At 68.2% G+C, this 14876-nt stretch carries 10 protein-coding genes; 9 read left to right on the top strand and 1 reads right to left on the bottom strand.

All coding sequences use genetic code 11. From position 1 onward, the window contains the following. Positions 1-80 precede the first annotated feature (80 nt). A complete protein-coding gene (locus AMK16_RS06395; RefSeq protein ID WP_073909562.1) occupies positions 81-1145 on the top strand; it encodes an aldo/keto reductase in 1065 nt (354 codons plus the stop codon). Positions 1146-1308: 163 nt separating this feature from the next. Here the strand turns inward: AMK16_RS06395 and AMK16_RS06390 are convergent, their stop codons facing one another. Next, on the bottom strand, positions 1309-2838 hold the full coding sequence (locus AMK16_RS06390) for a helix-turn-helix domain-containing protein (RefSeq protein ID WP_073909560.1): 1530 nt from the start codon (positions 2836-2838) through the stop codon (positions 1309-1311). Positions 2839-3266: 428 nt separating this feature from the next. Here AMK16_RS06390 and acnA point away from each other — a divergent pair, with 428 nt between their 5' ends. The 8 genes from acnA to AMK16_RS06350 all read left to right on the top strand — a co-directional run bounded on the left by acnA (position 3267) and on the right by AMK16_RS06350 (position 14864). Continuing rightward, the gene (gene acnA, locus AMK16_RS06385) at positions 3267-5984 is read left to right on the top strand and encodes an aconitate hydratase AcnA (protein ID WP_073910664.1); all 2718 of its coding nucleotides are present in this window, start codon (positions 3267-3269) and stop codon (positions 5982-5984) included. Positions 5985-6315: 331 nt separating this feature from the next. Continuing rightward, the gene (gene ngcE, locus AMK16_RS06380) at positions 6316-7767 is read left to right on the top strand and encodes an N-acetylglucosamine/diacetylchitobiose ABC transporter substrate-binding protein (RefSeq protein WP_073909558.1); all 1452 of its coding nucleotides are present in this window, start codon (positions 6316-6318) and stop codon (positions 7765-7767) included. A gap of 69 nt (positions 7768-7836) precedes the next feature. After that, positions 7837-8781, top strand: a complete 945-nt coding sequence (locus AMK16_RS06375) for a carbohydrate ABC transporter permease (RefSeq protein ID WP_073909556.1) — start codon at positions 7837-7839, stop codon at positions 8779-8781. Between the two features lie 12 nt (positions 8782-8793). Continuing rightward, positions 8794-9729, top strand: coding sequence for a carbohydrate ABC transporter permease (locus AMK16_RS06370; protein ID WP_079191344.1), 936 nt, complete (start codon positions 8794-8796; stop codon positions 9727-9729). A gap of 424 nt (positions 9730-10153) precedes the next feature. After that, the gene (locus AMK16_RS06365) at positions 10154-11368 is read left to right on the top strand and encodes an ROK family transcriptional regulator (RefSeq protein ID WP_073909554.1); all 1215 of its coding nucleotides are present in this window, start codon (positions 10154-10156) and stop codon (positions 11366-11368) included. A 129-nt stretch (positions 11369-11497) separates the two neighbouring features. After that, entirely contained in the window at positions 11498-12598 is a 1101-nt protein-coding gene (locus AMK16_RS06360; RefSeq protein WP_242438611.1) for a sugar ABC transporter substrate-binding protein, read from the top strand. Positions 12599-12759: 161 nt separating this feature from the next. Beyond that, positions 12760-13548 carry an ATP-binding cassette domain-containing protein gene (locus AMK16_RS06355; RefSeq protein ID WP_073909549.1) on the top strand — a complete coding sequence of 263 codons (789 nt, stop codon included), beginning with the start codon at positions 12760-12762 and terminating at the stop codon, positions 13546-13548. 26 nt (positions 13549-13574) lie between these two features. Beyond that, positions 13575-14864, top strand: a complete 1290-nt coding sequence (locus AMK16_RS06350) for a sugar ABC transporter permease (RefSeq protein ID WP_073910656.1) — start codon at positions 13575-13577, stop codon at positions 14862-14864. Positions 14865-14876 lie beyond the last annotated feature (12 nt).

The raw sequence follows: 14876 nt of genomic DNA, 5'->3' as shown, positions 1-14876 counted from the left end.
GGAACTTCTTTCCCTTATCCCCGGCTCGCGGCGGTCACAGTCTTGTTCCCGATGACGGATCACAAGCACAGGAGGACACGATGTCGCTCACCCTGGACACCTACCGGCTGCTGGGCCGCTCCGGGCTGCGGGTCTCGCCGCTGGCGCTGGGCGCGGCGACCTTCGGCACCGAGTGGGGCTGGGGCGCCGAGCAGGACGAGGCGCGCAAGCTGTTCGACCTTTACGTCGAGCGCGGCGGCAATTTCATCGACACCGCCAATACCTACACCAATGGCAGCTCCGAGCGCCTGCTGGGCGAATTCACTCGCGACAACCGCGAAAGCCTGGTGCTGGCAACGAAATACACCACGCTGCGCCGGCCCGGCGACCCGAATTCCGGGGGCCCTCACCGCAAGAGCCTGTTCGCGTCGGTGGAAGCCAGTCTGCGACAGCTGAATACGGACTACATCGATCTGCTCTACCTGCACGTGTGGGATTTCACGACACCGGTCGAGGAGATCCTGCGCGGCATGGACGATCTGGTCCGGCAGGGCAAGGTCTTGTATGTGGCGATCTCCAACGCCCCGGCCTGGCAGGTGTCGCGCATGCAGGCGATCGCGGACCTGCGCGGCTGGTCGCCGCTGGTCGCCCTGCAGATCGAATACAACCTGATCGAGCGTACCGGGGAACGTGACCTGATCCCCATGGCACGCGAGATGGGGTTGGGCGTAGTGCCGTACTCGCCACTGGCCGGCGGGGTGCTCACCGGTAAGTACAGTCGCGACGACCTGACCGCGACGAACGCCGCGGTCGACGACGGCACCCGCAAGAACTTCAACATCGCCAACGGCGGGCTCACCGAACGCAACTTGGACATCGCTGACGTCGTGAAGGAGGTCGCCACCGAGCTGGGCCGCACAACCGCCCAGGTCGGGCTGGCGTGGACCTTGCAGAACCCGGATGTGGCGGCATCTCTCATCGGCGCCCGCACTCTGGCGCAGCTGGAGGACAACCTGGGCGCCCTGGAGGTCGAGTTCACGGCCCCCCAGCTGGCCCGCCTCGACGAGGCCGGCGCGATCGGACTCGGCTTCCCGCACGACATGCTCGCCAGTGACAGGATGCGCGCGGTGACCCACGGCGACTTGAAGGTCGAAACCCGCCGCTGACAGTCAGAACCGCGGCCATAGGGGGCCGGACGCCTATGGACGGCGTAACACGGGCGGGCACAGTACAACCGACCGCACGTGCTCTGATCGGGCAAGGCTCCGGATCCGCAAGCATTGGGGAGTGTCGTGCCCCTCGTCTCCCAGGGGCACGACACTCCGCCGATCAGATGTCGCGGAAGATTTCGATCTGGGCGCCCACCGAGTTGAGGCGCTCGGCCAGTTCCTCGTAGCCGCGGTTGATGACGTAGACGTTGCGGAGCACCGAGGTGCCCTCGGCCGCCATCATCGCGAGGAGGACCACCACCGCGGGGCGCAGGGCGGGCGGGCACATCATCTCCGCCGCGCGCCAGCGGGTGGGGCCCTCGACCAGGACGCGGTGGGGGTCCAGGAGCTGGAGGCGGCCACCGAGGCGGTTGAGGTCGGTGAGGTAGATGGCCCGGTTGTCGTACACCCAGTCGTGGATCAGCGTCTGGCCCTGGGCGACGGCCGCGATGGCCGCGAAGAACGGGACGTTGTCGATGTTCAGCCCGGGGAAGGGCATCGGGTGGATCTTGTCGATCGGGGCTTCGAGCTTGGAGGGGCGGACCGTGAGGTCGACCAGCCGGGTGCGTCCGTTGTCGGCGGTGTACTCCGCCGAGCGGTCGTGGTCCAGGCCCATCTCCTCCAGGACCGCGAGCTCGATCTCCATGAACTCGATCGGGACCCGGCGGATGGTCAGCTCCGACTCGGTGACCACCGCGGCGGCCAGCAGGCTCATCGCCTCTACCGGGTCCTCGGAGGGGGAGTAGTCGACGTCGACGTCGATGTTCGGGATGCCGTGCACGGTCAGGGTGGTGGTGCCGATGCCCTCGACCTCGACGCCCAGCGCCTCCAGGAAGAAGCACAGGTCCTGGACCATGTAGTTGGAGGAGGCGTTGCGGATGACCGTGACGCCGTCGTGCCGGGCGGCGGCCAGGAGGGCGTTCTCGGTGACCGTGTCCCCGCGCTCGGTCAGCACGATCGGGCGGTCGGGGCAGACCCCGGCCTCGACCTGCGCGTGGTAGATCCCCTCGGTCGCGGTGATGTCCAGCCCGAAGCGGCGCAGGGCGATCATGTGCGGCTCGATGGTGCGGGTGCCGAGGTCGCAGCCGCCGGCGTACGGCAGGCGGAAGTGGTCCATGCGGTGCAGGAGGGGGCCCAGGAACATGATGATGCTGCGGGTGCGGCGGGCCGCGTCCGCGTCCATGGCCTCCATGTCGAGGCGGGCCGGCGGGATCAGCTCCAGGTCCACGCCGTCGTTGATCCAGCGGGTGCGGACACCGATGGAGTTCAGGACCTCCAGGAGGCGGTAGACCTCCTCGATGCGGGCCACCCGCCGCAGTACGGTGCGGCCCTTGTTGAGCAGGGAGGCGCACAGCAGGGCGACACAGGCGTTCTTGCTCGTCTTGACATCGATGGCGCCGGACAGCCGGCGCCCTCCGACGACCCGCAGATGCATCGGACCGGCGTAGCCGAGCGACACGATTTCACTGTCGAGTGCTTCACCGATGCGCGCGATCATCTCAAGGCTGATGTTTTGGTTGCCGCGCTCGATCCGGTTCACTGCGCTCTGGCTGGTGCCGAGTGCCTCGGCAAGCTGACTCTGTGTCCAGCCCCGGTGCTGACGGGCGTCACGGATGAGCTTGCCGATGCGTACGAGGTAGTCGTCTGCCATGGCTGCACCGTATCTCAGATATGAGATGTTGATCGCGTCGGGGTGCGCCATACGGGTGTTATCGACCGTCAGCTCCCATGGTGGGCCCTGTAGGCGGGTGATGCCCGGCGAGGCGGCGAAGACGGCGCAGACGGGGGCCCGCGAGGGCTTCGGTCCGTACGCGGGCGCCAATGGCCGCGGTCCGGTCCCTCGCGCGGACCTGGGCCGACGAGAACGCCTCGATTGGATCACAGCGGACATGCGCGCCTCGTCCCCGCGCGCGGACATGTACTAGAGTTATCTCGACATCGAGATATCTGCCAAAGGCGTACCGCAGCCGTCCCGCTGGTAAGGGTAACCTAACTTAGCCTCACCTCAGCGGATTGGCGAGAGCGCCACGCGGCAGGATTGCGGTACTACGCGCGAATTCATGCATGAAGGAGACTGTCGTGTCGGCGAACAGCTTCGACGCCCGCAGCACGCTGCAGGTGGGCGACGAGTCGTACGAGATCTTCAAGCTGGACAAGGTCGAGGGCTCCGCCCGCCTTCCCTACAGCCTGAAGGTCCTGCTGGAGAACCTGCTCCGCACCGAGGACGGCGCGAACATCACCGCCGACCACATCCGGTCGCTCGGCAACTGGGACTCGCAGGCCCAGCCCAGCGAGGAGATCCAGTTCACGCCGGCCCGCGTGATCATGCAGGACTTCACCGGTGTGCCCTGTGTCGTGGACCTCGCCACCATGCGTGAGGCCGTGAAGGCCCTCGGCGGCGACCCGTCCAAGATCAACCCGCTGGCCCCGGCCGAGCTGGTCATCGACCACTCGGTCATCGCCGACAAGTTCGGCACCCACGAGGCGTTCGCCCAGAACGTGGAGCTGGAGTACGGCCGCAACAAGGAGCGCTACCAGTTCCTGCGCTGGGGCCAGACCGCCTTCGACGAGTTCAAGGTCGTGCCCCCGGGCACCGGCATCGTCCACCAGGTCAACATCGAGCACCTGGCCCGCACGGTCATGGTCCGCGGCGGCCAGGCCTACCCCGACACCCTCGTCGGCACCGACTCGCACACCACCATGGTCAACGGCCTCGGCGTGCTGGGCTGGGGCGTCGGCGGCATCGAGGCCGAGGCCGCGATGCTCGGCCAGCCCGTTTCCATGCTGATCCCGCGCGTGGTGGGCTTCAAGCTGACCGGCGAGCTGCCGGCCGGCACCACCGCCACCGACCTCGTGCTGACCATCACCGAGATGCTGCGCAAGCACGGCGTCGTCGGCAAGTTCGTCGAGTTCTACGGTGAGGGCGTCGCCGCCACCTCCCTCGCGAACCGCGCCACCATCGGCAACATGTCTCCGGAGTTCGGCTCCACCGCCGCGATCTTCCCGATCGACGACGAGACCCTGAAGTACCTGCGCCTGACCGGCCGCGACGCCCAGCAGGTCGCGCTCGTCGAGGCGTACGCCAAGGCCCAGGGCCTGTGGCTGGACCCGGCCGCCGAGCCGGACTTCTCCGAGAAGCTGGAGCTCGACCTCTCCACGGTCGTCCCCTCCATCGCCGGCCCCAAGCGCCCGCAGGACCGCATCGTCCTCGCGAACGCCGCTCAGCAGTTCGCCCAGGACGTCTGCAACTACGTCGACGACGTGGACGAGGCGGGCAAGGAGTCCTTCCCGGCCTCCGACGCCCCGGCGAACCACCCGAACGGCTCCCCGTCGAAGCCGACGCCGGTCACCCTGGCCGACGGCTCCTCCTTCGAGATCGACCACGGCGCCGTCACCGTCGCCGCGATCACCTCCTGCACCAACACCTCGAACCCCTACGTCATGGTCGCCGCGGCGCTCGTGGCCAAGAAGGCGGTCGAGAAGGGCCTGACCCGCAAGCCGTGGGTCAAGACCACCCTGGCCCCGGGCTCGAAGGTCGTCACCGACTACTTCGACAAGGCCGGCCTGACCCCGTACCTGGACAAGATGGGCTTCAACCTCGTCGGGTACGGCTGCACCACCTGCATCGGCAACTCCGGTCCGCTGGACGAGGAGATCTCGAAGGCGATCAACGAGCACGACCTCGCGGTCACCTCGGTGCTCTCCGGCAACCGCAACTTCGAGGGCCGGATCAACCCCGACGTCAAGATGAACTACCTGGCCTCCCCGCCGCTGGTCGTCGCGTACGCCATCGCGGGCTCCATGAAGGTGGACATCACCAAGGACGCCATCGGCACCGACACCGACGGCAAGCCGGTCTTCCTCCAGGACATCTGGCCCTCCGAGGCCGAGGTCAACGACGTCGTGGCCAACGCCATCGGCGAGGACATGTTCAACAAGTCCTACCAGGACGTCTTCGCGGGCGACGCCCAGTGGCAGGCGCTGTCGATCCCCACCGGCAACACCTTCGAGTGGGACCCGCAGTCCACCTACGTGCGCAAGCCCCCCTACTTCGAGGGCATGACGATGGAGACCACCCCGGTCTCCGACATCACCGGCGCCCGCGTCCTGGCGAAGCTGGGCGACTCGGTCACCACCGACCACATCTCCCCGGCCGGTGCGATCAAGGCCGACACCCCGGCCGGCAAGTACCTCACGGAGCACGGCGTCGAGCGCCGCGACTTCAACTCCTACGGTTCCCGCCGCGGCAACCACGAGGTCATGATCCGCGGCACCTTCGCCAACATCCGCCTGCGCAACCAGATCGCGCCGGGCACCGAGGGCGGCTTCACCCGCGACTTCACGCAGGCCGACGCGCCGGTCTCCTTCATCTACGACGCCTCGCAGAACTACCAGGCCGCCGGCATCCCGCTGGTCATCCTGGCGGGCAAGGAGTACGGCTCGGGCTCGTCCCGCGACTGGGCCGCCAAGGGCACCGCGCTGCTCGGCGTCAAGGCCGTCATCGCCGAGTCCTACGAGCGCATCCACCGCTCGAACCTGATCGGCATGGGCGTCCTGCCGCTCCAGTTCCCGGAGGGCGCCACCGCCGTCTCCCTGGGCCTGACCGGCGAGGAGACCTTCGCCTTCACCGGTGTGGAGGAGCTGAACAACGGCACCACGCCGCGCACCGTCAAGGTGACCACCGACACGGGCGTGGAGTTCGACGCGGTCGTCCGCATCGACACGCCGGGTGAGGCGGACTACTACCGCAACGGCGGCATCATGCAGTACGTGCTCCGCAACCTCATCCGCGGCTAAGGGCGCGCCAAGCCGAGCCTCGCTCCGCTTATCGGCACCATAGGGCCGTATCCCCATCAAGGGGATACGGCCCTTTCGCTCGTCCGGGGTGTCCGCCGCGGACGGGGTCAGGTGACAGGGAGGTCTCAACTCGGAAAAGCCGGGGTCCATCCTTGTGCACGATCTTGCTCAGGCGAGCGGAAGTGGACTATACCTGTGCCCGTCCGGACCACCGCGAGACGAGCGGCCCCGGACGGGGGGACGGTGGGGACCTGCGGTGTTGCCCGCACGTACGGCAACTGCCGTGTCTTCCTGCCTCCTTCACACTCCTGACGAAGGCGAGGACTTGAGCATGGGATCCACCTCCGCCCACGGCGAGAACAGCGACGGCGCGGGCCTCGGCCGCCGCGATCTGATCAAGCGCTCCGCGGCACTCGGCCTCATCACCGTGCCTACGATGGGCGTCCTGTCCGCGTGCGCCTCCGGCGGCGAGGAGAAGACCGCGAACGGCCCCGCCCAGGCGGCGAAGAGCCCCGAGAACCCCTTCGGCGTCACGAAGGGGGGCAAGCTCGACGTCGTCGTCTTCAAGGGTGGCTTCGGCGACGACTACGCGAAGGCATGGGAAGCGGCCTTCGACAAGAAGTGGGGCACCACCAGCTCCCACCTGGGCACCCAGGAGATCACCGCCAAGCTGCAGCCCCGCTTCAACGGCGGCAACCCGCCGGACGTCGTCGACGACGCCGGTGCCCAGATGATCAAGCTGGACGTGCTGTTCAAGGGCGGCCAGCTCGCCGACCTCACCGCCGTGCTCGACGCGCCCTCGCCGGACGACCCGGCCAAGAAGGTGCGCGACACACTGATCGCGGGAACCGTCCAACAGGGCACCCAGGGCGGCAAGTTCGTCGCCCTCAACTACGTGTACACCGTCTTCGGGCTCTGGTACTCCGGCAAGCTCTTCAAGGAGAAGGGCTGGACGGCGCCGAAGACCTGGGACGAGTTCCTGGCCGTCTGCGCCAAGGCCAAGGAGGCGGGCATCGGCGGCCTCGCCCACCAGGGCAAGTTCCCGTACTACATCAACGTCGTCATCATGGACCTGATCGCCAAGAAGGGCGGTCTGGACGCCATGAAGGCGATCGACAACCTGGAGCCGAACGCCTTCGAGGGCAACGCGACGGCCCTCGCCGCCGTCGAGGCGGTCTACGAGGTCGTCGAGAAGGGCCTGCTGATGCCGGGCACCAACGGCCTCACCCACACGGAGTCCCAGACCGCCTGGAACCAGTACAAGGCCGCCTTTATCCCCTCCGGCTCGTGGCTGGAGAACGAGCAGCTGAAGCAGACCCCGGAGGACTTCGACATGAAGTTCCTGCCGGTACCGCTGCTGGCCGACAGCAAGCTCCCCTTCGAGGCCATCCGCGCGGGCGCAGGCGAGCCCTTCATCGTCCCGGAGAAGGCCGCCAACAAGGCCGGGGGCATGGAGTTCCTCCGCTCGATGCTGTCCCGCGAATGGTCCACGGTCTTCGCCCAGCAGGCGAACTCGCTCACCGTCGTCAAGGACGGCGTCGACCCGAACGTCAAGCTGCGCCCGGGCACCCAGTCGGCGGTCGAGGCCCTCAAGGGCGCCGGTGACAACACCTTCAACTACCTGTACACCGAGTGGTACAGCGAGATGGGCACCGAGATCGAGAACGCGTCCAATGAGCTGATGGCCCAGCGCATCCAGCCCAAGGAATGGATCAAGCGTGCCCAGGCTGCGGTAGACAAGGCTGCGAAGGACCCGAACGCCAAGAACAACAAGCGCAGCTGACACCGCGCCCACCGGTCATCCGGTGGGGGCCCCGCCCGGCGGTAGCCGGGGGAACCAGGGACGGACACCATGAGCCACGTAGCCCGGGGGAGGGGGAAGGGCGGCTTCATCGCCGGCTTCCTCATCGCCCCCCTCGCGTTGTACCTGACCTTTGTGATCTGGCCGTACATCCAGACATTCGGCTACTCCTTCACCAACTGGAGCGGCCAGTCCCCGACCTTCGACTTCGTGGGCCTGGACAACTACACGGCGCTGCTGAAGGACGAGGTCTTCCGCGGCGCCCTGTGGCACAACCTGCTGCTCCTGGTGTTCGTCCCGGTCATCACCATCCTGCTCGCCCTCTTCTTCGCCTTCATGGTGAACGCGGGAGGGCGCAGCGGGGCCGGCGGGGTGCGGGGCGTCGCCGGCTCACGCCTCTACAAGATCGTCTACTTCTTCCCGCAGGTCCTCTCCCTCGCGATCCTCGCGGTGCTCTTCGGCGCCGTCTACCGCAGTGACGAGGGCGGCCTGCTCAACGGCTTCCTGATCAAATTCGGCGCGATCGACGCGCAGCACCCCGTCGAATGGCTCAACGAGCCCAGCTTCGTCGTCTGGTGCCTGCTGTTCGTCGTCGTCTGGTCCGGCGTCGGCTTCTACCTCGTCCTGTTCTCCGCGGCCATGCAGTCCGTCCCCAAGGACATCTACGAGGCCGCGCTGCTGGACGGCGCCGGACGCGCCCAGACCTTCTTCAAGGTCACCCTGCCCCTGCTGTGGGATTCTGTGCAGACCGCCGCGGTCTACCTGGGCATCGCCGCGATGGACATGTTCGTCCTGGTGTCGACCATGACATCGGGGCAGTTCGGCGGCGGACCCGACCACCACAGCGAGGTCATGGCGACGGTGCTGATGCGCAACTTCCTCTACTTCGGCAAGAGCGGGTACGCCTGCGCCATGGGCGTGGTCATGCTCGTCCTGACCATGACCCTCTCCGTCATCACGCTGCGCGCCACCCGCCGCGAGCGCATCGAGTTCTGAGCGGAGTCCACGATGGCTGCAGAGACCACAGTGATCAAGGCTCCGGGCGAAGCGGCCGCGGAGCGGTCCGCAGGACCCGGAGGGGCGAAGGGGCGTGACGGGCGCAGCTCCCAGGGCACGGTCCTCAACGTCTTCTCGCACGGCTTCCTCGCCCTCTGGGCGATAATGATCGTGCTGCCCCTGATCTGGCTCGTCCTCGGTTCCTTCAAGACGGACGCGCAGATCGGCGGCTCGGCCCTGAGCTGGCCCTCCAACTGGCACGTAGACGCCTTCGAGCGGGCCTGGACCAAGGGGATCGGCGGGTACTTCGCACACACGCTGACCGTGCTGGTGTTCTCGGTGCCGCTGACCATGCTGCTCGGCTCGATGGCCGCGTACGTGCTGGCCCGCTACCCCTTCAAGGGCAACCGGCCCGTCTACTACTTCTTCGTCAGCGGGGCGATGTTCCCCGTCTTCCTGGCGCTCGTCCCGCTGTTCTTCATGGTCAAGCGCTTCGACATGCTGAACACCTACCAGGGCCTGATCCTGGTGTACGTCGCCTACTCGATGCCCTTCACCGTCTTCTTCATGCACTCCTTCTTCCGGACGCTGCCGACGGCGATCCACGAGGCGGCGGTCATCGACGGGGCCTCCGACACCCGGATCTTCTTCCAGGTGATGCTGCCGATGGCCAAGCCCGGCCTGATCAGCGTCGGGATATTCAATGTCCTGGGCCAGTGGAACCAGTACATCCTGCCCGCCGTGCTCATGCAGCCGCAGACCAGCGGCGAACCGGAGCGCTACATGCTCACCCAGGGCCTCATCCAGCTCCAGCAGCAGATGGGGTACGAGACGGACCTTCCGGTGCTGTTCGCCGGCGCCACCATCGCGATCATCCCGATGCTGGCGGTCTACCTCTCCTTCCAGCGCCAGATCCAGGCCGGCCTGACCTCGGCCACCCTCAAGTAGCGCGGGTGCGGCCGGCGGCCGAGGGGGGCGGGCGGATGCCCGCCCCCCTCGGCCGCTTTTCACGGCCCGCTCCCGAACCTGCGGACGCTCACCCGACGGGAGCGCCGGGAGGTCGCCGACCGGGACCCGTCCCGGAACACCCCCTCGGCGCAGCGCCGCATTCACAAGGCACCGGATCCGGCCGGAAAGGCCGCACAGGACCGACGCCCCGGCGTCCGTGACACGATCCCCGCGACCGTTGTCTCCCCCTTGTGGCCGGTAGTGGCCGATTCGTGCTGCGTCAGCCTCTTGACGTCTGGAGGGACAAAGGCTCGACTTAAGGTTCACAAGTTGGAGAGACGCCGGGGTCTCGCAACGCGGCACCGCGATGTCCCGGCCGGGGGGCGACGGCGTGCCGTCGCTTATGGGCAGGAGTGGATGAGTCGTGCAGACTCCCGGATCGCAGTCTTCGCTGCATCGCGCGAACCTCGAACGGGTCGTGCGGGCGGTGCGGCTCTCGGGTTCGCTGACCCAGGCGGAGATCGCCCGCACCACCGGACTGTCGGCGGCCACGGTCTCCAACATCGTCCGCGAGCTCAAGGACGGCGGGACCGTCGAGGTCACCGACACCTCGGCGGGCGGCCGGCGGGCCCGCAGCGTCTCGCTCAGCGGGGACGCCGGCATCGTCATCGGCGTGGACTTCGGCCACACGCACCTGCGGGTGGCGGTCGGCAACCTCGCCCACCAGGTCCTGGCCGAGGAGGCCGAGCCGCTGGACGTCGACGCCTCCTGGACGGACGGCTTCGACCGGGCAGAAGTCCTGGTCGGGCGGCTGGTCGCGGGCATCGGCGTGGAGCGCGAGAAGATCATCGGCGTCGGCCTCGGTGTCCCCGGTCCGATCGACGTGGAGTCCGGGACCCTCGGCTCCACCGCGATCCTGCCGGGCTGGGCGGGCATCAACCCCCGCCAGGAGCTCTCGCAGCGCCTCGGTGTGCCCGTGTACGTGGACAACGACGCGAACCTCGGCGCCCTCGGCGAACTCGTGTGGGGGAGCGGCCGGGGGGTCAAGGACCTGGCCTACATCAAGGTGGCCAGCGGTGTCGGTGCCGGGCTGGTGATCAACGGCCAGATCTACCGCGGCCCGGGTGGCACCGCGGGCGAGATCGGACACATCACGCTGGACGAATCGGGCCCGGTCTGCCGCTGCGGCAACCGCGGGTGCCTGGAGACCTTCGCGGCCGCCCGCTACGTCCTGCCCCTGCTCCAGGGCACGCACGGGCCGGAGTTGACGATGGAGCGGGTGGTCGAGCTGGCCCGCGGCGGGGACCCGGGCTGCCGCCGGGTGATCACGGACGTGGGCCGTCACATCGGCAGCGGCGTGGCCAGCCTCTGCAACGTCCTGAACCCGAGCCGGGTGGTGCTGGGCGGCTCGCTGGCCGAAGCCGGTGAACTCGTGCTGGCCCCCATCCGTGAATCAGTCGGGAGGTACGCGATCCCGAGCGCGGCCCGGCAGTTGTCGGTCCTCACGGGGTCCCTCGGCGGGCGCGCGGAGGTCCTGGGAGCGCTGGCCCTGGTGCTCAGTGAGATGGGCGATTCGACGCTTTTGTCGGACCATGGGAGTGGAGTGCGGATGCCCGCCGTCTTGCCTTCAGGTAGATAACGGATGGCACCGTTGTCATCTCGTTAAGGATTCACTCCTTGACGGCAAAACGCGGCCGGGGTTGACTCACATCCACCTCGGCCGCAGTGTTGCGGCCTCGTCAGGGAGGTTCAAGTAATGAACACTCGTATGCGTAGAGCCGCCGTAGCCGTTGCCGCCGGCGCCGTGGCCGTATCCCTCGCCGCCTGTGGCAGCGCCAAGGAGTCCGGCGACAAGGCCAAGGAGTCCGGCGCCGCCAAGGGCGACGCGATCAAGGTCGGCCTGCTGCTGCCGGAGAACCAGACGGCGCGGTACGAGAAGTTCGACAAGCCGCTGATCGAGAAGAAGGTCGCCGAGCTCACCGGCGGCAAGGGCGAGGTCGTCTACGCAAACGCCAAGCAGGACGCCACCACCCAGAACTCCCAGGTCGACACGATGATCACCAACAAGGTGAACGTCCTGATCGTCGACGCGGTGGACTCCAAGGCGATTGCCGGCTCGGTCAAGCGGGCCAAGGACGCCGGCATCCCGGTCGTGGCCTACGACCGCCTGGCCGAAGGCCCGATCGACGCCTACACCTCCTTCGACAACGAAGAGGTCGGCAAGGTCCAGGGCAAGGCGCTGCTGGAGGCGCTGGGCGACAAGGCCAAGGACGGCCAGATCGTCATGATGAACGGTTCGGTCACCGACCCGAACGCCAAGCTCTTCAAGTCCGGCGCGCACTCCGTCCTCGACGGCAAGGTGAACGTCGGCAAGGAGTACGACACCGTCGAGTGGAAGCCGGAGAACGCCAACACCAACATGGCGGCCGCCCTCTCGGCGCTCGGCAAGGACAAGATCGTCGGCGTCTACTCCGCCAACGACGGCATGGCCGGCGGCATCATCACCGCCCTCAAGGCGGCCGGCCTGTCCACCCTGCCCCCCGTCACCGGCCAGGACGCCGAACTCGCCGGTGTGCAGCGCATCGTCGCGGGCGAGCAGTTCATGAGCGTCTACAAGCCCTACGCCCCCGAGGCCGAGGCCGCCGCGAAGATGGCCGTCGCCCTCGCCAAGGGTGAGAAGCTCGACGGCGTCACCACCTCGACGGTCGACAGCCCGTCCGCCAAGGCCGTGCCCTCCGTGCTGATCCCGGTGGTCTCGCTGACCAAGAACAACATCAAGGACACCGTCATCAAGGACGGCGTCTACACGGCCGACGAGATCTGCTCCGAGAAGTACGCGGCGGCCTGCACCACCCTCGGCCTGAAGTAGCGGCCCCCGCCGCCTCGCTGCGAGGCGGCCCCCCGTTCCCTGCCCGGCGCTCCGCGCCTTCTCACCCCGCCATGCGCGCGGCGCCGGGCAGAAACGTTTCCCCCATTCGCCCCGCTCCTGCTCTTTTGCACGACATCCCCGCCGGTCAGGCGGCGAAGGAGATGGTTCATGTGTCCGCTGCGCCCGTGCTGGCGTTGCGAGGGGTCTCGAAGCGGTTCGGCGCCGTTCAGGCCCTGACCGACGTAGAACTCGAGATCCACTCCGGTGAGGTGGTCGCCCTCGTGGGCGACAACGGCGCCGGCAAGTCCACGCTGGTCAAGACGATTGCCGGCGTGCACCCCATCGATGACGGTGTCATCGAGTGGGAGGGCCGGCCGGTCTCCATAGGCAAGCCCCACGACGCCCAGAACCTGGGCATCGCGACGGTCTACCAGGACCTGGCGCTCTGCGACAACATCGATGTCGTCGGCAACCTCTTCCTCGGCCGTGAGATCAAGCGCCGCGGCATCCTCGACGAGGTGGAGATGGAGCGCCGCGCCCGCGAGCTCCTGACCACCCTGTCGATCCGGATCCCCAGCGTCCGTATCCCGATCGCCTCGCTCTCCGGCGGCCAGCGCCAGACCGTGGCGATCGCCCGCTCCATGCTGGGCGAGCCCCAGCTCGTCATCCTCGACGAGCCCACCGCCGCCCTCGGCGTCGAGCAGACCGCACAGGTCCTCGACCTCGTCGAGCGGCTGCGCGAGCGCGGCCACGCCGTCATCCTCATCAGCCACAACATGGCCGATGTGAAGGCCGTCGCCGACAAGGTGGCGGTCCTGCGGCTCGGCCGCAACAACGGCGTCTTCACCGTCGCCGACACCTCGCAGGAAGAGATCATCTCCGCCATCACCGGTGCCACGGACAACGCCGTGACCCGCCGGGCGGCCCGCACCGGGGAGGCCCGCAAGTGAGCACCCACAACCCTGCCGCCGGTCCGCTGGACAAGAGCGCCGCCGGCCAGGCGGAGCACGTGGACCCGGTGAACCCGGCCGCCGCGCCGAACGCCATCCCCGCCGTCGACCCCCGCCTGCTCGTGCGCGAGCAGGGCCTCGCGGGCTACCTCAGCGAGTTCGGGCGCAAGATGAAGGCCGGCGACCTCGGCTCCCTGCCGGTCGTCATCGGCCTGGTCATCATCTGGAGCATCTTCCAGGGGCTGAACTCGAACTTCCTCTCCCCGGAGAACCTCACCAACATCGCGATCACGATGACCGCGACCGGCATGATGGCCGTCGGCATCATCTTCGTGCTGCTGCTCGGCGAGATCGACCTCTCGGTCGGCTCCGTCAGCGGTGTCTCCGGCGCGATCGTCGCGGTCCTGGCCGTCACGCACGGCGTCAACGAATGGCTGGCCATCCTCGCCGCCGTCGCCGGCGGCGCGCTGATCGGAGCGATCCACGGCTTCTTCTTCGCCCGGATCGGCGCCCCCGCCTTCGCCGTGACCCTGTCGGGCCTGCTCTTCTGGTCCGGCGCCATGCTGCAGATCCTCGGCAGCAACGGCACGATCAACCTCGACTCGGACGGCGTCGTCGGTCAGCTGACCACGTACTTCTTCTCGGACGTGGCCGTCGGTTACGGCCTGGCCGCGGTCGCGGTGGCCGGGTACTTCCTCGCCACCTTCTTCGACGCCCGCCGCCGCGAGGCCGCCGGGGTCCCCTCCCGGCCGCTCGGCGAGATCCTGCTGCGCACCGGCGGGCTCGCCCTGTTCACCTTCGGTCCCGCCGTGGTGTTCAACCAGTACAAGGGCCTGCCGCTCGCGGTGGTGCTCTTCCTGCTGGCCCTGGTCGGTACGGACTTCCTCCTGCGCCGCACCTCCTTCGGCCGCCAGGTCTTCGCGCTCGGCGGCAGCGTCGAGGCGTCCCGCCGGGCCGGCATCAACGTCAACCGGGTCCGGATCACGGTCTTCTCGATCGCCGGCACCTTCGCGGCCGTCGGCGGCCTCTTCTGGGCCTCCAAGATCGCGGCGGCCAACCAGAGCGCCGGCGCCGGCGACCTGCTGATGAACGTGATCGCGGCGGCCGTCATCGGCGGCACCAGCCTCTTCGGCGGCCGGGGCCGGACCTGGAACGCCCTCCTCGGCGTCATGGTCATCACCTCGATCCAGTACGGTCTGGCCCTGGAAGGGATCGCGACCCCCATCCAGTACATGATCACCGGTGCCGTCCTGCTCGCCACCGTGGTGATCGACTCCGTCACCCGCAAGACCCAGAAGACGGCCGGACGCGCCTGACCGCGCGCCCGA

The organism is Streptomyces sp. CB00455, from assembly GCF_001905445.1.
Taxonomy (GTDB): Bacteria; Actinomycetota; Actinomycetes; order Streptomycetales; family Streptomycetaceae; genus Streptomyces.
Note: the sequence above shows the minus strand (reverse complement) of the source record. Positions and strands in the feature narration are given on the sequence as shown.

Excerpts from the sequence above, each read along its gene's own strand:
- AMK16_RS06395 (WP_073909562.1), top strand. The coding sequence starts at position 81 with ATGTCGCTCACCCTGGACACCTACCGGCTGCTGGGCCGCTCCGGGCTG.
- AMK16_RS06390 (WP_073909560.1), bottom strand. The coding sequence starts at position 2,838 with ATGGCAGACGACTACCTCGTACGCATCGGCAAGCTCATCCGTGACGCC.
- ngcE (WP_073909558.1), top strand. The coding sequence starts at position 6,316 with ATGGGATCCACCTCCGCCCACGGCGAGAACAGCGACGGCGCGGGCCTC.
- AMK16_RS06375 (WP_073909556.1), top strand. The coding sequence starts at position 7,837 with ATGAGCCACGTAGCCCGGGGGAGGGGGAAGGGCGGCTTCATCGCCGGC.
- AMK16_RS06370 (WP_079191344.1), top strand. The coding sequence starts at position 8,794 with ATGGCTGCAGAGACCACAGTGATCAAGGCTCCGGGCGAAGCGGCCGCG.
- AMK16_RS06360 (WP_242438611.1), top strand. The coding sequence starts at position 11,498 with ATGCGTAGAGCCGCCGTAGCCGTTGCCGCCGGCGCCGTGGCCGTATCC.
- AMK16_RS06355 (WP_073909549.1), top strand. The coding sequence starts at position 12,760 with ATGGTTCATGTGTCCGCTGCGCCCGTGCTGGCGTTGCGAGGGGTCTCG.